Raw genomic sequence first — 19970 nt, 5'->3', positions numbered from 1 at the left:
CTTCCTATTAAAAGTAAAAACTGTTTTAAAAAATCGTTATTATTTCCGATACCCTTTTAAAATATAAGTATAAATTCAATATGAATCAATGCGTCATTATATCTATTTAAACATATTTTTTCCATATTTTGAAACATTAGTATGAAATATTATATATCAATGTATGGTTTCTAATGCATTGGTATATATAGTCAGTAGTTTCTTTACTATTCCGATATACTTAAGCTACATTTTCTAATTATTGATTACATTACGGAAGGAATGTAACTCTCTTCTATCGAATTTTTATATAACAAAAATAATTAGGTGGTGCTTTACTATGAAATTAGCTGTCATTGGTGGCGGTGATTTACAAGATTCAAATCACTTGCCTATTAATGAACGCCTTATAGAATTAACAAATAAACAGTACCCAAAAATATTGTTTATTCCAACGGCTAGTCATGATGATGAAAGCTATATAAAATTATTTTTAGACACTTTTGAAAAACAATTACATTGTGAAGTACAAATTTTACGTACTACAACAGATTCACCTTCAAAGTATGAAATAGACGAGATGATTCATTCAGCCGATTTAATTTATTTAGGTAGCGGGAACTATATTCACATGCTTACGCAATGGAAAGAACATAGACTCGATGAAAAATTATTATTGGCTCTGCAGCAAGGAACACTTATTGCTGGTTATAGCGCTGGTGCTATGTGTTGGTTCACGTCTAGTATCCGATCAGATTATGAAGGTTCTGGTTATATAGAGAGTAACGGATGGGGTATTGTTAATAAAAGATTTTGTCCACATTATAATCAATTAAACAGAATGAACGCCTTCCATTCCTTTTTACAAAATCATCAAGGGAATATAGAAGGAATTGCACTGGAGGATAATTGCGCTTTATATATTACAGAGGAATCCTTTGAGATTATCGGTGAACCGGAAAGAGCGTGGGAGTTTTATATGAGTGATAAAACACTCATTAGACAACATTTTGATATAACTTTAAAAAGCTATTTATAAACCTGAACTTACGAAAAAATGTCCCTAAGTCTAATAACTTAGGGACATTTTTCTATTTAACTAACTAATCGTGTAATTCGTTTCTTTTGCCATGAAAGCTTATAATATGCATACTGTAATATTAAGCTGACAATAAATGCTGCTGGATACCCGATCCAAATGCCTTCTATTCCAAGACTTGTATGGTAAGAAAGATAATATGCTACGGGTACTTCTACAAGCCAAATTGAAACAACTCCAATAACAGTTGGCCAAAGTACTGTACCGCTCGCTCGCATTGTCGCACTAATAATTTGTGCATGACCGAAAATTAAATAACTCCATAATGTAATCATAACTAAGCTATGAGCAATTTCAATTGTAGTTTGACTCGTTAAAAATAGTGATAAAATGTCTCTTGAGAATACGTAAATAAGAGATATTAACACACCACCGATGACGTAGTTCATAATAATTCCGGCCTTCACAACTTTCTGTAATCGATCAAATTGATTCGCACCAATCGATTGTGCCGCAAAAATGGAAACTGTAATACCAAGGCTAACTGCTGGCATTTGTACATAACTTGCAACTTGATTCACAACGCCGTAAGCAGCTGTTGCATCCGAACCGTAACGATTTACAAATGCGATTACGGCAATTTCAGATAATGAAACTAATATCATATTAATACTCGCTGGAATACCGAGCCTTAGTAATAGCTTTAATAACTCCCCATCCATTCGAAGGTATTTTCTAACCGTTCCATCTAGTTGTAATGGGTGATTTTTCTTCTTTAAATACACAAGCATGACAATAAACGTAATAACTGTAGATATAACAGAGGCATAGGCTGCTCCATACACATCTAATTTCGGAGCCCCTAACCATCCAAAAATAAGAACTGGTAATAAAATCATATTTAGCCCTGTACTTACAATTAAAAAGTAAAATGGCGTTTTAGAATCTCCTGTACCTCTCATAAATGTTGTATATGCGAAATATAAAAATAATACTGGCATCGATATAAATAAAATCCGTGCATAATGTACACTTATTTCAATGATATTTTCTGGCGTTCCCATTAGACGCATAATATCCATCGCAAAAATACTGCCTATTATCGCCAACACAACTCCAATAATAAAGGTAAATGTCAGCGTCGTACCAACGATAGCTTTTAAACGATCTTCGTTTTTAGCACCAAACGCCTGACCAATTAAAATAGAGCTTCCTGAACCTATACCAATTACAAATGAAACGAGCAAGAAAAATAATGGGAAGAATGCTGATATAGCCGCTAAATCATTAACTCCAAGCCATCTTCCTACTACTACCATACCAAATAATTGTCCAACCGATTGTAGTACATTACTTAATAATAACGGTACTAAAAACATCGACATCGATTTCCAAATCGGTTTACTCTCACTTTCCAACTTATGTGACTCCGCACCTTCTTTATTGTTATCTGCAGGTGGTTTCAAATGTCATTTCTCCTTTTATTAAAAATCTATTTTCAATCTCTATCTCTTTGTATAGTTGTTATAATACTGTGCTTCTATTCATTTTCTTTTCGTATGATTATAACTTCACCCAATATTGACTTCCATCGGCTGTTCGATCTAAAAATCCATATTCGATTAAATATCTTCTTAAAGTTACAAAATCAGGGTATACATTTTCTATCACTGTATTTACTTCTTTTTCAGTATACTTTTTATTACTATCAAACTTCTTCACTAAATGGCGCAATATAATTAATTTACGCTTTTGTTTCTTCGGAAATTTAGAGAGAGGTCCATCCAATCCTTCTGGAAAATGAGCTTTTAATACTTCATTATTTTCTTCTTCCGTAATATTGTATCGATCATCCACCATCGTTGCTGTTCTATGAATTGGCACAAATTTCGTTTGTACTTTTGATTTTTCTTCTGATAATTCCATTAGCGCTAAAAATACTTTTGCTTGCTTCATTTTCTCTCGCAGTGTAAATCGATGATTACGAATTGTTGATGTACTCCCGCCATCCAACTCTTTTACAATTTCTTTATCATTCAGTCCCGTATAGAAAAACTGAACCATTTTCTTTTGTAAATCCGTTAATCCAGTAAATTTCTTATCCATATTTAGCAAATAATCAAACATAGACGTATGCTCATTTTGAATATGCAATTGGACGAACTTCTCTGCTTCATACAAAACTTGATTATCTTGATAAATAACACCTTTAATAAATGTTTCACCACAAGCTAAGCAAATGTACCCCTCTTTTTCTTCATCAAACACATACCCTTTCTTTAATTCCTCTATTGACGCATCCCAAAACTTCTCTGAAATATCGCTCACACTAAACACTCCTTCAAAATGTTTATTTAAAACCAAACAAATCACTATATCGTTTATTATCACTTCATCATCTTATCACAACACAAACAAACATTTCAACGTTTCGTTTGCCCATTTTATAAACTTTTATAAAAACATCTATCGAAAGGATTTAATACAACGAAAAGCGAATATGTTTATACAAATTCATTTTATAGGATGTAAAATAGAACATGAATATTTTTCAAGACCTATGGTTTACCGCTAAGTAAATTGCACAGAATACATATGCGATTAGTGAATATGAAACCGGTATTCACTCATTCCAAAACTTCAGTATTCAATTTTAACTACAAAAAAGATGTTTCCGTATAAGAAAACACCTTTTACTTTTTATTCCGCTATTTACCGGGCAGTAAGCCTCCCACTGATTAACGTTTCACTTTATATATTCTATTTACAGTCTCTACTAAAACCTTACTTGCTTGTACAAATGTATGCTTTCGATTTCTATCTTCAACAAATTTATTAGCACAACTACTCATAATCATCATACAACTAATTATGACTAACGCTATTTTTCTATTCTTGTAAGTCACTTTATGCCACTCCACTATTACAAAACTTCTTTTGAATTTATCCCATCAAGAAATTTTACATGAATAATAAAATGTATGAATATGCAATTCTGCATATTCACACGTTTTATCACAATGTTATGATTTAATTTAGTTAAAGGACAAGTATACTGAGGTGACTAACTTGCAGTTTAAAGCGAAAAAAAATCCATTCCACGTCATTTTTATTACATTATTTATAATTATTTTTTTCATTTCGCTATTCTTCCAAAATGAAAATTCTATTTTTTTCACCCTCATGATGCTATTAAACATCGTGAATCTTTCTTCATTCTATCTCTCTCACTACAACATAACGGAATCATCTCTTGTTGTAAAACACGGTTTCATTTTTCATACTGAAATTCCATTTGAAGATATTCGTCACGTTAAATACTCTGGTAAAAAACTTCATTCAAAAAAATGGACTAGACAACAATTAGAAATCCATTACAATTTATTTGACTCAGTGACCACTTTCGTACCACTAGAAGAAGAAAAATTCATTTCACTCTTAAAAGAGAACTGCCCACAGATGAAAGTAATGAATACGCCTGCTAACAAATAATATATTTTGAAGCTTGTAGTATTGCAAGTAGATGAAACATAAAAATGAACATCAAAAAAGCCAAGATTCTATACTAAGAACCTTGGCTTTCTCTATTACTCTTTTGGAGCAATCATTTTCTTTGGATCTACAATTTCATCAAATTGCTCTTCTGTTAGTAGCCCAGATTGCAATGCTGCTTCTTTTAAAGTTAACCCTTCTTTATGAGCATGCTTCGCAATTTTCGCTGCATTTTCATATCCGATATGTGGGTTTAGCGCTGTTACAAGCATTAGTGAACGATTCACATTTTCATTAATTACTTCTTCATCTGCTTCAATACCAACTGCACAATTGTCATTAAACGAAACAATTGCATCCGCTAATAAGTGAGCTGATTGTAAGAAGTTATAGGCAATAACAGGTTTAAATACATTTAACTCAAAGTTACCTTGGCTCGCAGCAAATCCGATTGTTGCATCATTCCCCATCACTTGCGCTACAACCATCGTTAATGCTTCACTTTGCGTTGGATTTACTTTCCCTGGCATAATAGAGCTTCCCGGTTCATTTGCTGGAATAATAATTTCTCCAAGACCACTACGTGGACCACTTGCAAGCCAACGTACATCGTTAGCGATCTTCATTAAATCTGCAGCTAATGCTTTTAATGCACCGTGAGTATATACAACTTCATCATGGCTCGTTAATGCATGGAACTTATTTGGTGCAGAAACAAATTGTTTACCTGTAAATTGACTAATTTCCTCTGATACCATCTCACCAAATTTAGGATGAGCATTGATACCTGTTCCAACCGCAGTTCCACCAATTGCTAACTCTTTCATATATGTATTACTCTCTGCAATCATACGCTCTGTTTTTTCAAGCATACGGTGCCATCCGCTAATTTCTTGCCCTAAAGTTAACGGCGTTGCATCTTGTAAATGTGTACGACCAATTTTTATAATATGTTCAAATGCAGTTACTTTTTCTGCTAAAGTTTCTTTTAATTTCGTAATTGCTGGTAATACGTGATTTTCTACTGCGATTACACAAGCTACATGAAGCGCCGTTGGAAATGTATCATTTGAACTTTGTGACATGTTCACATCATCATTCGGATGAATATGTACCTCAGATCCCTTCTCTTTCAAAATGTGATTCCCACGATTTGCAATTACTTCATTCACATTCATATTTGACTGCGTACCACTACCTGTTTGCCATACGACAAGCGGAAAATGTTCATTCCATTTCCCTGCAATGACTTCGTCAGCTGCTGCAACAATTGCTTCTGCTTTTTCTTCTGATAGCTTTCCTAATTTTTGATTGGTAAGTGCTGCACTCTTCTTTAAAATTGCAAATGCTTTTACAATTTCAAGCGGCATTTGCTCTGTTCCAATTGGAAAGTTTTCTTTACTACGTTGTGTTTGTGCTGCCCATAATTTATCAGCTGGAACTTTTATTTCTCCTAATGTATCTCTTTCAATTCTGTACTCCATGTTTTCATCCCCTTGAAAATATAATACCTACATCTCTTATAATAACAGACTTTCTCTTAAATGATAAGAATTCTCACTCTTATATATAGATATTCTATATTTATTTTAAAAAATTCCTCTTGACCTAAACTTAAGTTTAGGCTGTATCCTTTCCATTGTAACCTACTATAACACTACTGGAGGAATTCAAAATGAAAAAATATGCTTTTATAACAGGTGCAAATAAAGGAATTGGATATGAACTTGTTCGTCAATTAGCAGAAAAAGATTATCACGTATTTTTAGGTGCTCGCAATGAACAACTTGGACAACAAGCCGTAGAATCTTTAAATGTTTCAAACGTTTCCTATATTCAAGTAGATATTTCAAATTCACAATCCATTCAAGAAGCAACAAAGAAAATTTACGAAACGACTGACCACTTACATTTATTAATTAATAACGCAGGCATAGCGCTAGACTTCAATATACTACCTAGTGAATTAAATATTGAAACTTTACGCCAAGGATTTGAAGTTAATTTTTTTGGAACTTTCCAAATGATGCAAGCCTTTTTACCATTATTAAAGAATTCGAGCAACAGTAAAATACTAAATGTAACAACTGACATGGCCTCACTAACAATGTTTGCTAATGGTGAAACACATCCAATTAATACACTAGGATATAATTCTTCCAAAACAGCTATTAATGCTTTAACATTAGCTTTTAGTAAAGAATTTGCCACTAACGGTCCAGAAGTATTTGGGGTAACTCCTGGTTTTACAACTACGGATCTTAATGGAAATTCCCCCGGTGGCCATACAACCACTGAAAGTGCTAAAATTATTATTAAATATGCATTAAGTGAAACAAACTATAATGGTAAAATACTTAACAAAGATGGCATTATACCTTGGTAATAAAAGGATGAATGATATGTATTATACAATTGGGCAAGTCGCCAAAATGCAACATTTAACTATTTCTCAAATACGTTATTACGATAAACAAGGACTGTTTCCTTTTCTGCAAAGAAACGAAAAAGGAGATCGAGTTTTTGATGAAGAAGCACTGAAATATTTAGAAATGATTTTGTGTTTAAAAAACACCAGTATGCCAATTCAAAAAATAAAACAATTTATCGACTGGTCTATGGAAGGAGAATCTACCATCCTTCAAAGGTTAGAATTAATAAAACAACAGGAGACCAATGTCTTACAGCTCATGCAAGACACTGAAAAAAACTTAAAAAAGATACAACAAAAAATTGCTAAATATGAGAATGAAATTACTTTAGCAAATGCTATTAAAAAATAAAAAAATCACCTTCTACATATTGTAGAAGGTGATTTTTATTTTATGATGCTTGCTTTCCTTTATCTGCATCATCTACATACCAGATGAATTTGCCTGTATATCCGTAAATAACTGCTAAAATTAACGATACGAAGCTTAACCACATAAACGGAACGTATGAGAACGTTGCTACACCTAAAATACCAGCCATAAAAATACCATTATCAGACCATGGAACCATACCTGAAGTTAACGTTCCACCTACTTCTGAGTTACGCGCTAATACACGACGGTCTATTTTTAATTTATCATAGCTATCTTCCATAATTTTTGGTGTTAAAATTAGTGATACATACATCGCACAACCAAATATATTAGCTAAGAATGCCACGATTAATGTAGACAATGTTACATTACCTGCAGAATTTAATTTCTTCTCAAATTTTGATACGATTACTTTTAAAACACCTAGTTTTTCAAGTAATCCACCAAATCCTAAACCGAAAATAATAACGGCTACTGAGCCAAGCATGCCGTTAATTCCACCACGGTTTAATAACTTGTCAACAAACTCAACACCAGATTGAATTGAGAATCCGTTATAAGCTGTTCCAATCGCCTCTCCAAAGTTCATCCCTTGGAAAAGAGTTGCCCAAATTGCACCAATTAAAGCTCCCATTGCAATTGTTGGCATAGACGGTTTCTTCATCGCTAATAGAACGATAACAATGACCGCCGGAACAAGCATCCATATTTTAATATCAAATTGCTTTAATAAAGCTTCTTTTAAAAATTCTACTCGATTCAAATCTACATTATCGCCGCCATACATCCAACCAGCTACAGTAAACATAATACTAGTAATAATATAAGCCGGAACATCTAATACGAGCATAGCTCGAACGTGAGCAATAACATCTACTTTCGCCATAGAAGCTGCAAGAACTGTGCTATCAGAAAGTGGTGATAATTTGTCGCCGAAATAAGCTCCTGAAAGAACTGCACCAGCAACAAGCGGAAGTGGTAAACCAAGTCCTTCACCAATCGCCATCATAGCAATACCTGCTGTTCCCACTGTTCCCCAAGACGTTCCTGTTGCGATAGAAGTTATAGAACAAATAATTAATGTTGCTAATAGGAATATGCTAGGGTGAATAAATTCTAATCCATAATAGATTAATGTTGGTACTACCCCACCAGCAATCCATGTTCCAATTAAAGCACCTACTGCAACTAAAATCAGTATTGCTTCTAATCCGTTAGAAATCCCTTTCGTAATTGCATCTTGCAATTCTTGATAACGAAATCCTAATCTTAATCCAAGCGCAATTACTAAAAACCATGAAATAAATAGCGCTAATTGAATTGGGAGATCAAAAATCGTTTGGAAGGAAAAGACAACAGCAAGAAATAGTAATAAAAGAACTATGATTTCTAGCATCGATGGTAATCTTACACTTTTCATTTTTTTCTCTCCTTACAAGTCGATAACATGACGTATGTCGTCTTACATGTATGTAATATACAATTAGCGAAGACAAAACAAAATTTTCATATTATTTCGATTTATTTTTCCAGTATAATATATTCACAACCCTTTCTATTGTAAAAGTAGATTACGTTTTTCGCAATGAAAAATATAAAAAATGTTGTATTTTTATTTATCCCGATATTTCCGGCCAATAAGACCTCCGCCTTAAAATTCAGTAAGTGCAAAGCAATTAGTTAAGAAATTAACTACTGTAAAATCCCGGATTGACATGAACGTATTAAAGCTTCACTTTATTTACAAAGAACAATCCCATACTAACTTTTTTAATATTTGCTGCAACAAAACTTTTTACAACTATCTTAACTTTTTAATTAACACCATAATTTCCCACACAAAAATAGGGCACACATCATTAAAATGATGCATGCCCTACCTTTATTTATACATATTTTGTATTTCTTCTTTATTTTTAAGTATTTCCTCAAACTTATCACTACAACCCTTCGGAAATAACACTCCCAGTCCATATGAATGCGCAAATTGAAAATGAGGGTACTTCGCTTTTACCTCATCCCAAAACTTATACACGCCGAAATCACTACTTCTAACTTCAATATCATGAAATAATACAATACCGTTTTTCGCGACTTTCGGTATCCATGTATTATAATCGTGAGAAACAGCTTCATACGTATGATAGCCATCAATATGCAAAAGATTTATCGTTTCATCTTGAAACCGGTCTACAGCATCATCAAAAGTAGATCGAATTAAATTTCCTATATTAAGGTAGTTATCGCTCACTACTTTCTCTACTATTTGAAAAACCCCTTCTCCATATGGACCTGTATGCCCATCTCCAGCCCAAGTATCTACTGCAAAGCATTTAGTCGATAACCCTCCATCTTTTACTCCCTGGCAAAAACTAAAAAAGGAGGCTCCTAAATGTGTACCTAACTCAACTAAAGTTTCTGGTTTTTCAAATCGTACTAAGTCATATGCAAAATCTAAATGTCCACTCCAAGCAGATTGTGACCGAATAATAGGACTAAATGTTTCAAATTCAAATGATGGTTTATGAGTAACCCAGTTCATCGCATAACTCCTTCTGCACATATTTTTAACAAACCAAATTACTCTTATCTTTATTTTTTTATCGCCATGATTATGATTCTATTTCATGAAAATATGAAGAATTTATTCTTTTCTATTGAGGTAAAGCATCATATACATATGGATCAGTTGGCTTATTAATTTTCTCGATTTTGTTTACTTTTACAAGTGGAAAGACTGTTCCTTTATATGTCGTTTCATCTAATAATCCTGTTATTTTCACCCATGTTTCTTCTGGAATTTTTTCAATATTTTTCCCGGTAACAATCATCCCCCAGACTGATGCATCCGCAATACAACAAGTTATGCCATATCGAGCCACTACTACTTTATTACCCGTCACATCTTTATCCTTATATATAAACCCTAAGAATGTAATTTCTTTCCCTTTAAACCAATTAACATTTTGACCAATTACATTCATTGTTTGAACATAGTCCTTATCCTTTACTTGTAGTTTACGCTGTCCTAACATACTTTTTACTACTTGCTCTTCCGTTTTATAAGTCGTTGCTAAATTTGATGTTTCTTCTGGATCAACGGATACTTCTCGCCCATCAAAATTAACCTGTTCCCCCTCTTTTTCATTCCTTTCCAGACTTCTCGACTGTACACTTTGATTCATATCCCTTTTTCCTGCTAAACTTCCATCAATTGTTACACTTCCAAAGAGAAAAGCACTAACTATCGGAACAACAAATAAAACATATACAAAGAAACTTTTTATCCCTGATTTTGATGTTGTATGATGTTTACAACAATTACAATCATGCTGTTTTTCTCTTCCATCTCCCCAAACTTGTACAATACCAAAAATTAAAATTACTACAAAAGCTATATACGTAAATTTAATCATTTTTGGAGCGATAAAATTATAAATATTCCCTGTTACAAGTAGTTTAAATAAGAGCATTGCTAAACCAATTAAAATAATGCCACGTATATAGCGATGATACGCCTTCTGCTCCTCTTTCTCCATTCTTTCTCACCTCCTATAACATTATGATTTGCAGAATGGTATACACAGATACAATGACAATTCCTATCAAAAAGAATACAAATCTCTTTTGAAAATACGCAAATAGCATTAACGTATTTTTCATATCAAGCATAGGCCCAAACACAAGAAATGTGAGAAGTGCCTTTACCGAGAAAACATGTCCAAAAGATGCGGCTATAAAAGCATCGGCTGCAGAACAAATTGATAAAACATAACCAAATCCCATCATAATAACGGGAGCAATTACTTCGTTATGTGCTACTACATCCAGTACATTCCGATCAAAAAACGTTTGAAATACACTTGCTAAAAAAGCACCTATCAATAAATACTTACCAGTATCAAAAAACTCATCTACAGTGTGATTCATAACATCTTTCCAACTCTTTTTTTTGCTTGTTTGAACTGAAACCTCTACGTCTTTTAAAACATTTCTTTCGCGATAGCAATAATACACAATTAGACCTATGAATAGAGCAACTAGAATTGTTATCCCAAAGCGTGCATATACAACGTAATCATTTTTTGGAAACGCATATACAGTAGATAAAAGAACGACTGGATTCATAATGGGTGCACTCATTAAAATAACAATGCCTACATGAAGTGGTAACCCCTTTTGAATGAGCCTTCTTACAATTGGTATAATGACACATTCACACATTGGAAAAAGAACTCCCACAAATACTGCTGGAATCATTGCAACAATTGGAGATTTCGGCATTACTTTTTGAATCATATCTTCCGTCACAAACACTTGAATACATGAAGAAACAATGACCCCTAATAAAATAAAAGGTATTGCTTCAAAAATGATACTTAAAAATACCGTATTCACATTCAACCATTCCTGCGGCATATTTTTATGCAAATTTACTAGACTTGTAAAATCTACAAAAAATAATAAAAAGAGAAACATAGCGATAAGAGCTATGCCTACTACTTCTTTTGAAACTCTATTAAAGACCAAGCTTCTCGCCTCCATTTTATTTATATGTAAACATGTGCTTGTCCAAATGCTTCATACTACAGCACAAATTTTATAGTCTATTTCTATTCTTAAATCGTAATCATTATGATTTATTATTGATTTTTCTTTTCCCATCGTTTAATGTAAAACGTAATCATTACGATTTAAAGGAGAGATCATTTCATGAAAAAAGTACCTATCACTGTATTAAGTGGTTTTTTAGGATCTGGAAAAACTACCTTACTACATCACATTTTGACTAATAAGAATAACTTAAAAGTAGCTGTTATCGTTAATGATATGAGCGAAGTAAACATTGATGCATCTCTTATAAAAAAGGGTGGTTTTTCACGTACGGAGGAAAAACTAGTAGAAATTCAAAATGGCTGTATTTGTTGTACACTACGAGAAGATTTAATGATAGAAGTGAATCGTCTTGTGGAAAATGGTGATATTGACTATATTATTATTGAATCTTCTGGTATAAGTGAGCCTATTCCAGTTGCTCAAACGTTTACTTATACAGACGAAGTTCTTAACATTGATTTAACGAAAAATTGTCGCCTCGATACGATGGTTACAGTTGTAGATGCAAATAGATTTTGGGATGATTTTGCAGATGGAGAAAGTTTATTAGACCGAAAACAAGCAATCGATGAGAATGATACCCGGGAAGTTATTGATTTATTAATAGATCAAATTGAGTTTGCAAACGTAATTATTCTTAATAAGATAGATTTGCTAGAAAAAGAAGATGTGATAGAGCTTCATCATTTACTAAAAAAATTAAATCCTAATGCAAAAGTTCTTGAATCTTCGTTTAGCAAAGTACCATTACAAGAAATTTTAAACACAAATCTATTTAATTATGAAGAAGCCAGTCAATCGGCCGGCTGGATACAAGAATTAAATAGTGACCATCATACACCGGAAACGGAAGAATACGGTATCAATTCCTTTGTTTACCGCCGCAAATATCCTTTCCATCCCAAGCGCCTTATGAATTGGCTAGAAAAATGGCCTTTAGATGTTGTAAGAGCGAAAGGATTCTTCTGGCTGGCATCTCGTAATAATATGATAGGGCTTCTATCTCAAGCAGGTTCCTCTATTACAATTCAAGGAGTCGGTGAGTGGATAGCGGCATTACCTGAAACTGAAAGAAATCAAATGATTACAGAAGAACCAGAAGTATTGAAAAACTGGGATAAACAATATGGAGATCGAATAACCGAACTCGTATTTATCGGAATTGATATGAACCGTTCTTTAATTGAACAATCATTAGATAGTTGTCTATTAACAGAGAAAGAAATGAAACAAAACTGGAATACATTTATTGATCCTATCCCGGCTTTTACTTATACTTCATAATAATTAATAAAAGGCTTCAGTAGAATGAAGCCTTTTTACTTTATAGCACTCTTATTTAATAGGTTTGCTTTAATTATAAATACAATTGTACCTAAAACAATTAATATAGCATATACGATACCAACTACCCCCCCTATTTTTTCTAAGCCAAGCGGTAATATTATAGTAGCAACTCCAACTATATAAGAAAATGCTCCTGAAAGCTTCGCTAATTTATTTTTATCTCCAACAAACGTTTCTTCTTGATATCCTGCTAACAAAAACAACCTCTTTTTCACATGTATTTGATACCCTAAAAAAATGATAAGTAACCCAACAAATAAACAAACTAAAAATCCAGCTAACATATCCTCCCCCTCCTCTACAATATTTTACTATACACAAAAAAATAAAATTAGAAATTTCAGTTTATTAACGAGTCATTCTGTGATATATTGCATATTGTATTCAATTTGTATTTTTAGAAAGGAGAATTTTAGATCATATGGATTCAAATCGATTAAAAGGAATTATAATGGTCATAATCGGTGCTTGTTTATGGGGCTTGTCTGGTACAGCTGCACAACAACTTTTTCAATATGACAATGTTTCAACCGAATGGTTAGTTACGATCCGTTTACTTATATCTGGAATTATTTTGCTCATTATTTCCTCATTCGGAACGAGAAAAAAAGAGATATTTGGCATTTGGAAACAAAAATCTGATGCTATTAAAATGATTTTGTTTGGTCTATTCGGTATGCTTGCTGTACAGTATACGTATTTCGCTTCAATTAAAGAAGGAAATGCTGCCGTCGCAACATTATTACAATATTTAGCTCCTATATTCATCACTGTATACTTACTTTTCAAATGGAACGTTCGTCCATCAAAAATTGATTTCATTTCAATTACCCTTTCATTAGTAGGCACTTTTCTCTTACTAACAAACGGGTCTGTTCATAACTTGGCTGTTTCTACACCAGCTATTATTTGGGGTATTTTATCTGGATTATCTCTCGCTTTTTATAGTTTATATTCAAAGGAATTGTTAGAAAAATGGTCTTCTTCCGTTATCGTTGGATGGGGCATGATTATTGGGGGTATTGGTGTAACGATTGTACACTTTATTTCTACAAACGAATTCATTTTATTATCAACTATGAAATATGTAAAACTAAGTACCCTACCGCTCATCACATTTGTCGTCATTTTCGGGACACTTATTGCCTTTTATTTATACTTAGACAGCATACGATACCTGACTCCGAAAGAAACAACATTATTTGGTTGCACAGAACCACTCGCAGCTATTATTTCTTCTGTACTTATATTGCAAGTGCCATTTCAATCTTTTCAGTTATTAGGCGCTTTTTGTGTCATTGTAATGGTGCTCATCTTAAGCCAAAAGCCGGATGAAGGGAAACAAAAATTAAAGCTTGTTCATGCAAAAAAGGAAAATATACAATGAAAGGATTGAATTCACTATGCCTGTCCCTCAAAATTATAAAAAACCAGGAAGAGTTTCAGCAAAATCACTCGTTTTAAATCAACTACAAAATTGGATTATTGAAGGTGTACTGAAACCCAATGAAAAAATTAATGATGGGGAATTGGCTGAGGCACTAGGAGTAAGCAGAACACCTGTAAGAGAAGCACTTCAAATATTAGAGCTTTCTGGATTAGTGGAAATGGTACCAGGGCAAAAAACGAAAATTGCTCCTATTAAGTTAGACGACGTATCTATCATTTATGAAACGATGGCTGGTCTTCACTCTATTATAGGAAAGCAAGCTCTTCAAAACATTACAAACGCTGATATTCAACTACTTTCTGAAATAAATGAGCATTTTCAGCAATCTATAGAGAAAAAAAACGCAAAACAAGCTTTAGAATTAGATATACAATTCCACAATACAATTTCTTCTATTGCTAAAAACCAATATATTGAACCCTTTCTAGAAAATATGCAACTTCACGTTTTACGTCTTGAATATTTGTTTTTCCAAAACTTTGTTCCAGCAAGTCAATCTATTGAAGAACATCACTCTATCATTCAAGCATTACAGAAGCAGGACGAAAAACAAATGGAACAAATAATGACCCAAAACTGGCTCCGTCCCATGAAAGAAATACAAAAAATAATTTCTACGAAATAAAAAGAGAGCTGGTTACACAAAATCGTAACCAGCTCTCTTTTTACTAATCTATATAGCTATGCCTGAACATTTGCATAATCTTCCATATCTTCGTACTCTTTTTCCAATTCCTCTAAAGACAGCTCGTATAATTGTCGGTCGCGAATCTTAAACACACCTGCCCCAATTAACTCATCAATTAAATGCCTCTTACGATTTTCAACAGCAAAACGGAGTTGACTACTCATCTTTTAAAAAACTCCTTTCTACAATCATTGAAAATGATAATCTTTATCAATTACCACTTTTGATTATAAAAGATGACTCTTTATAAGTAAAGTAATTTCATGAAATATTTACCTTGCAAAGTATTTGTGGCCACATTATATATATGTATGCCGTGCGAAAAATGTTATGACACTTTTTCTTATCCTTTTTCTTTCATACTTTGCAAGTTGTCTCATCGTGATGAAATTCACCATCTATTTCTACTTGAATGGTGACATGTTCTACATGAAATTTCTCCTTTAATACATACGTAGCCTCTTTTAATACACTTTGCGTTTCATTACCTTTAATAATAAGATGACATGTTAATACTTGAAAATCTGATGTGACAGACCATATGTGCAAATCATGAACTTCTTTGACAATCGGAATATTTAATAACGTACTTTTTACCTCTTCAACATTTATGTGCTGTGGTGCACCTTCCATTAATATATGAACCGTATCACGTGTTACACGCCATCCACTAATAATGACTAAAATAGACACAAGAATACTAGCAATCGCATCTGCAGCAGTCCATCCGAAAAATTTAATAAGTAACGCAGCAATAATCGCTCCGACGGAACCCAATAGATCGCCTAGTACGTGCAGGAAAGCACTTCTTAAATTCAAATTACCTTTTACATCTCCGCCTCTCATTAATATCCAAGCTGATAAAATATTAATAAGCAGACCAAGGACTGCAATAATGAGCATCCCATTACTAGCAATCTCAACTGGTTCTTTAAAACGACGGATTGCTTCAATAAAAATGTATACCGAAATGACAATAAGAACGACACCGTTACATAATGCTGCTAACATTTCGACTCGCTTATACCCGTATGTTTTCGCAGTTGTTGCTGTTTTTTCTCCGAGTTTAAACGCAAGTAAACTTAAAGCTAAAGATACTGCATCACTTAGCATATGCCCCGCGTCAGATAGTAGTGCTAAGCTATTTGTTACAAATCCACCAACAACTTCTGCAATCATAAAACTTGTTGTTAGTAGGAAGGCAATTAGTAACGCCTTTTTATTTTTTGAATGACCATGATCATGCGAATGTCCCATACTTATACTCCTTTAAGTACAATATCTGTATGTTAGTATGAAACAAACTCCCCATCTTTATCCCGAATTGACTGATTGTAAACGCCCGCTTCCTCTGTATACACACTTCGCTATTTTTTAAACAATCCCTTTTTCTCAAATAAAACAAGACTACTTCTTTTTTATTTTCATATTGTTTACTAATGAAAGAATTTTTAAGGAGGTTACTTAAATGAAACGTTTATTTATCTGTATGGAACGTGAACTTGTTGTAGTGAAAGAACACAATGATAACTATGAAACGACTTATCACTTACAAAATATGCAACCTACCTGTATCGCTGTTGATCCATTTCAAAAGAATCGTGTATATTGCGGAACATTTGGACGAGGTCTATGGTTCAGTGACGATAGCGGGGATTCATGGAGACCAATTGGAGATTCTTATCGTTACTTTGATTTCCCTAAAGAAGATGGTATTTTGCACTCCTCTATCACTTCCATAACAATAAGCTCAAATGAACAAGTTAACGGATATGGTGTCGTTTATGTCGGCACAGAACCGAGCGCTTTATTTCGCTCTGAAAATGGTGGTGAAACGTGGACTGAACTTAAAAATATGAAATCATTATTATCTTCTTATACGTGGGCATTTCCGCCTAGACCTTTTACCCATCACGTACGCTGGATTACAGTTGACCCAAATAACCCTAATACAATACACGTTTCAATCGAAGCTGGTGCTGTTATTCAAAGTAACGATAAAGGGCATACATGGATTGATAAAAAATTCGGTGCCCCTATCGATGCACATCAATTGCTTATGCACCCTGAAGCACCAAATCGCCTTTATGCATCATGTGGTGACGGATTTATGGGCGGACCTGATCGTGCATATCTTGAAAGTTATAACAATGGAAACAGCTGGATCTCATGTAGTGAAGGACTTGAACATCATTATTTATACAGCATGGCAATTGATCCAGCTGATTGTGATACGATTCTCGTTTCTGCCGCGCCAAGTGCTGATCTCGCTCATCATCGTATCCCTTATGAATCTTATATTTATCGAAAAACGAAAGATACTCCGTTCCAGCAAGTACAACAAGGACTACCATCTGCAATCGGTACAGTCATTTCGATGTTTGCTACAAACAAGGTAGAACCACATACGTTTTACACGTTAAATAACAATGGCGTCTTTCAATCCAATGATAGCGGCGAATCGTGGGAACAACTAAATATTTCGTGGAAAGATGAATATAAAACGCAGCATCCGCATGCATTGCTCGTTACTAGTTCTTAACAAAAAAAGACTGCCTAAATGATTTTAGGCAGTCTCTCTTTTATTTCTTTAAATCAATGACAATATCATCTAATACAATACCCTTATTGCCTCCCAATCTTCGAGGTACAAAACGCTCCTTTACTTGTCCTTCAACTATTGTTACCGATCCATAATTTTCAGGATTGTGGATTCTTAAATTAACGTGAGGTGTTATTATTAACTTAGTAGCGTTCTCATTAAGTTGTTGGAATGTTTTACTCCAATTAAAATTATAAGAATCTTCACCTGAACCTCCATTTCCTTCTCCATAATACTGATTACCTAAATCATCTCTCACTTCTAAATCGACATCCACTCCATCCCATACACCCCTTATCTTTTGAGATACTTCTTGGTTGTAATATAGAATAAACGAAATTGGTGTTATTTCCATTCTCTCCATATTTACTTTGACACCATCTTTTTCTGTACTACCTCCAATCAATGTCTCTTTATTTTCTATTCCTTTTAGATTAATATTAAAATTCCAATCCCCTTTTATCTCTTCTTCAGTTTCTAAAATGGCTATACTTTGTACATTCCATTCAACATTCACTATAGTTTCTTTACTACCAACTAGATCGCTACTTGTTTTTATTAAACCTGTATATTTTCTATCTGCGACTTTAGTAATTTTATTGCTACCTGATTGGGTACCTGCTCCTTTAATAGTTAAAAAATCCAACGTACTTGGATTTTCGCCTAGATCTCTGTTACTTTCTATAGAATAGTTTATTGATACTGTCTTCCCATCAAAAATGGCATCATTAATCGTTATCTTTATTCCCTTGCTTTCTTTTGTCATATTTAGTACTGTAGTGTATTGTTTATAATTATAATGAGGCTCCATTATCTTCCCTGCGTCAGTTTTAGAGTTTTCATATAACCCCGTTCTACCATTATCTAAAAATCGGAATATGTCACCTACAATTGGCAACCCTCCAGCATATGTAGGAAAACCGATACCAAGAGTTGCAACCGATAACCCTACTAAAATTGATGCAGCAGCGACACCTTTTTTCCAACTTTTCATCTTTTTCTTCGTACGTATCGATTGTTTGACATTTCGTTTTACTTTTTCCTTTTCAATTTCAGAAGCCTCAATTTCTTCTAGTTCTTTTTCGTCTATATCAATATCATTTAATAGTTCATAAATGTCTTTCATATTGCACTACCTCCAAAACTAATATTCGTAGCATTTTGTTGTAGTTTCTTTTTTCCCCGGTACACTCGATTATCGATTGCTGCCCGGGTTAATCCTAACTTGTCACCTATTTCCTCTGTCTTCATACCAAGTAAATATTTCATAATGAACACCTTTTGATCTAGCGGTTCTAATTGATTAATGAGCTTCAATAATTCTTCCCTATCTTCCATAACGATTAATTCGTCTTCTGCTGATTTTTCTGTACTAATATAAAACTCATCTGAAATGATTTCTACTGTTTTAGTCGATTTCCGGTAATAATCAATTGCTTTAAACTTCGCAATCGCTGCAATCCACTTTTTAAAATCACTCGGCTCTCCATGAAATTTATTTGCGTTATTCCAAATGGAAAGAAATATATCGTTTATACATTCCTCTATGAGTCCATCATTTTGAATTGGGAGTAGAACTTTATGCGTGATCCCCTTTATGAGTGGTAAGTATGTATCGACAACAAATTCTAACGCGTCTTCTTTTTGCCACTGTAATCTTTTTATAAAATTTTTCTCATTTGATTTCATGTAGCGATTCCCCTTATTGTTTTGTAAAAGCTTTTACATCCTATATAACGTCTGAGAAAATTTTTTCTCTCATCTTTTTTATTTTTTGTATGTAATGGAATACTTTCCCTTAGCCATTGTCTCATATAACTATGCGTTCAAAGAAAATTTTCTCAAGTCTGTAATTTAATTCATGTAGTACACTATTTATATAGTCATTTTTTAACTTGGTGTACATTTTATTTCGTTAATCTACTATTTTAATTTAGGAGATGAGATGT

The 19970-nt window shown here is 33.4% G+C and carries 21 protein-coding genes; 8 read left to right on the top strand and 13 right to left on the bottom strand.

Going from position 1 to position 19970, the window contains the following annotated elements; genetic code table 11:
* Window positions 1-319: 319 nt before the first annotated feature.
* A complete protein-coding gene (locus V6946_RS08795; protein ID WP_006923233.1) occupies window positions 320-1018 on the top strand; it encodes a peptidase E in 699 nt (232 codons plus the stop codon).
* Window positions 1019-1074: 56 nt separating this feature from the next.
* Here V6946_RS08795 and V6946_RS08790 read toward each other — a convergent pair whose 3' ends face one another.
* The 3 genes from V6946_RS08790 to V6946_RS08780 all read right to left on the bottom strand — a co-directional run bounded on the left by V6946_RS08790 (window position 1075) and on the right by V6946_RS08780 (window position 3924).
* Window positions 1075-2484 carry an MATE family efflux transporter gene (locus V6946_RS08790; protein ID WP_006923237.1) on the bottom strand — a complete coding sequence of 470 codons (1410 nt, stop codon included), beginning with the start codon at window positions 2482-2484 and terminating at the stop codon, window positions 1075-1077.
* Window positions 2485-2581: 97 nt separating this feature from the next.
* Window positions 2582-3346 carry a DUF2087 domain-containing protein gene (locus tag V6946_RS08785; protein WP_001280279.1) on the bottom strand — a complete coding sequence of 255 codons (765 nt, stop codon included), beginning with the start codon at window positions 3344-3346 and terminating at the stop codon, window positions 2582-2584.
* A 410-nt stretch (window positions 3347-3756) separates the two neighbouring features.
* Window positions 3757-3924, bottom strand: coding sequence for a hypothetical protein (locus V6946_RS08780; RefSeq protein WP_000221433.1), 168 nt, complete (start codon window positions 3922-3924; stop codon window positions 3757-3759).
* Window positions 3925-4087: 163 nt separating this feature from the next.
* On the opposite strand from V6946_RS08780, the gene V6946_RS08775 reads away from it, so the two are divergent.
* On the top strand, window positions 4088-4510 hold the full coding sequence (locus tag V6946_RS08775; RefSeq protein WP_102956135.1) for a PH domain-containing protein: 423 nt from the start codon (window positions 4088-4090) through the stop codon (window positions 4508-4510).
* Window positions 4511-4605: 95 nt separating this feature from the next.
* Here V6946_RS08775 and fumC read toward each other — a convergent pair whose 3' ends face one another.
* Window positions 4606-5994: a class II fumarate hydratase gene (gene fumC / locus V6946_RS08770; RefSeq protein ID WP_000456633.1), complete on the bottom strand. Its 1389-nt coding sequence runs from the start codon at window positions 5992-5994 to the stop codon at window positions 4606-4608.
* Window positions 5995-6185: 191 nt separating this feature from the next.
* Between fumC and V6946_RS08765 the strand changes: the two genes are divergently transcribed.
* Complete coding sequence (locus V6946_RS08765) at window positions 6186-6896, top strand: SDR family NAD(P)-dependent oxidoreductase (RefSeq protein ID WP_006923251.1); 711 nt, start codon at window positions 6186-6188, stop codon at window positions 6894-6896.
* A gap of 16 nt (window positions 6897-6912) precedes the next feature.
* Window positions 6913-7293 (top strand): MerR family transcriptional regulator, encoded by a 381-nt coding sequence (locus V6946_RS08760; RefSeq protein WP_006923252.1) that lies wholly within the window; start codon window positions 6913-6915, stop codon window positions 7291-7293.
* A 40-nt stretch (window positions 7294-7333) separates the two neighbouring features.
* On the opposite strand, the gene nhaC is transcribed toward V6946_RS08760, so the two are convergent.
* The 4 genes from nhaC to V6946_RS08740 all read right to left on the bottom strand — a co-directional run bounded on the left by nhaC (window position 7334) and on the right by V6946_RS08740 (window position 11862).
* Entirely contained in the window at window positions 7334-8737 is a 1404-nt protein-coding gene (nhaC, locus tag V6946_RS08755) for a Na+/H+ antiporter NhaC (protein ID WP_000843992.1), read from the bottom strand.
* A 462-nt stretch (window positions 8738-9199) separates the two neighbouring features.
* Complete coding sequence (locus V6946_RS08750; protein ID WP_001104667.1) at window positions 9200-9859, bottom strand: class I SAM-dependent methyltransferase; 660 nt, start codon at window positions 9857-9859, stop codon at window positions 9200-9202.
* A 112-nt stretch (window positions 9860-9971) separates the two neighbouring features.
* Complete coding sequence (locus V6946_RS08745; RefSeq protein WP_006923255.1) at window positions 9972-10856, bottom strand: TIGR03943 family putative permease subunit; 885 nt, start codon at window positions 10854-10856, stop codon at window positions 9972-9974.
* A gap of 13 nt (window positions 10857-10869) precedes the next feature.
* A complete protein-coding gene (locus tag V6946_RS08740) occupies window positions 10870-11862 on the bottom strand; it encodes a permease (protein WP_366981898.1) in 993 nt (330 codons plus the stop codon).
* 168 nt (window positions 11863-12030) lie between these two features.
* On the opposite strand from V6946_RS08740, the gene V6946_RS08735 reads away from it, so the two are divergent.
* Window positions 12031-13218, top strand: coding sequence for a GTP-binding protein (locus tag V6946_RS08735; protein WP_366981899.1), 1188 nt, complete (start codon window positions 12031-12033; stop codon window positions 13216-13218).
* Between the two features lie 35 nt (window positions 13219-13253).
* Here V6946_RS08735 and V6946_RS08730 read toward each other — a convergent pair whose 3' ends face one another.
* The gene (locus tag V6946_RS08730) at window positions 13254-13565 is read right to left on the bottom strand and encodes a DUF3784 domain-containing protein (RefSeq protein ID WP_006923259.1); all 312 of its coding nucleotides are present in this window, start codon (window positions 13563-13565) and stop codon (window positions 13254-13256) included.
* 137 nt (window positions 13566-13702) lie between these two features.
* On the opposite strand from V6946_RS08730, the gene V6946_RS08725 reads away from it, so the two are divergent.
* Together V6946_RS08725 and V6946_RS08720 are read left to right on the top strand one after the other, a co-directional pair.
* Complete coding sequence (locus V6946_RS08725) at window positions 13703-14668, top strand: DMT family transporter (RefSeq protein ID WP_006923261.1); 966 nt, start codon at window positions 13703-13705, stop codon at window positions 14666-14668.
* A gap of 16 nt (window positions 14669-14684) precedes the next feature.
* The gene (locus tag V6946_RS08720) at window positions 14685-15356 is read left to right on the top strand and encodes a GntR family transcriptional regulator (protein WP_001987091.1); all 672 of its coding nucleotides are present in this window, start codon (window positions 14685-14687) and stop codon (window positions 15354-15356) included.
* 56 nt (window positions 15357-15412) lie between these two features.
* Here V6946_RS08720 and fbpA read toward each other — a convergent pair whose 3' ends face one another.
* On the bottom strand, window positions 15413-15583 hold the full coding sequence (gene fbpA / locus V6946_RS08715) for a Fur-regulated basic protein FbpA (RefSeq protein ID WP_000098303.1): 171 nt from the start codon (window positions 15581-15583) through the stop codon (window positions 15413-15415).
* Window positions 15584-15776: 193 nt separating this feature from the next.
* Window positions 15777-16676, bottom strand: a complete 900-nt coding sequence (locus tag V6946_RS08710) for a cation diffusion facilitator family transporter (RefSeq protein WP_000510034.1) — start codon at window positions 16674-16676, stop codon at window positions 15777-15779.
* Window positions 16677-16887: 211 nt separating this feature from the next.
* Between V6946_RS08710 and V6946_RS08705 the strand changes: the two genes are divergently transcribed.
* Window positions 16888-17961 carry a hypothetical protein gene (locus V6946_RS08705; protein WP_006923265.1) on the top strand — a complete coding sequence of 358 codons (1074 nt, stop codon included), beginning with the start codon at window positions 16888-16890 and terminating at the stop codon, window positions 17959-17961.
* Between the two features lie 40 nt (window positions 17962-18001).
* On the opposite strand, the gene V6946_RS08700 is transcribed toward V6946_RS08705, so the two are convergent.
* Together V6946_RS08700 and V6946_RS08695 are read right to left on the bottom strand one after the other, a co-directional pair.
* On the bottom strand, window positions 18002-19147 hold the full coding sequence (locus V6946_RS08700; RefSeq protein WP_006923267.1) for a DUF4179 domain-containing protein: 1146 nt from the start codon (window positions 19145-19147) through the stop codon (window positions 18002-18004).
* Window positions 19144-19710: a sigma-70 family RNA polymerase sigma factor gene (locus tag V6946_RS08695; protein ID WP_006923269.1), complete on the bottom strand. Its 567-nt coding sequence runs from the start codon at window positions 19708-19710 to the stop codon at window positions 19144-19146. The genes V6946_RS08700 and V6946_RS08695 overlap by 4 nt, the downstream gene beginning before the upstream one ends.
* Window positions 19711-19970 lie beyond the last annotated feature (260 nt).

This window comes from Bacillus sp. PPSBB_2, from assembly GCF_045291115.1.
GTDB classification, from domain to species: Bacteria; Bacillota; Bacilli; order Bacillales; family Bacillaceae_G; genus Bacillus_A; species Bacillus_A cereus.
The sequence above is the reverse complement of the archived record's forward strand: the minus strand, read 5'-3'. Positions and strand labels throughout refer to the sequence as shown.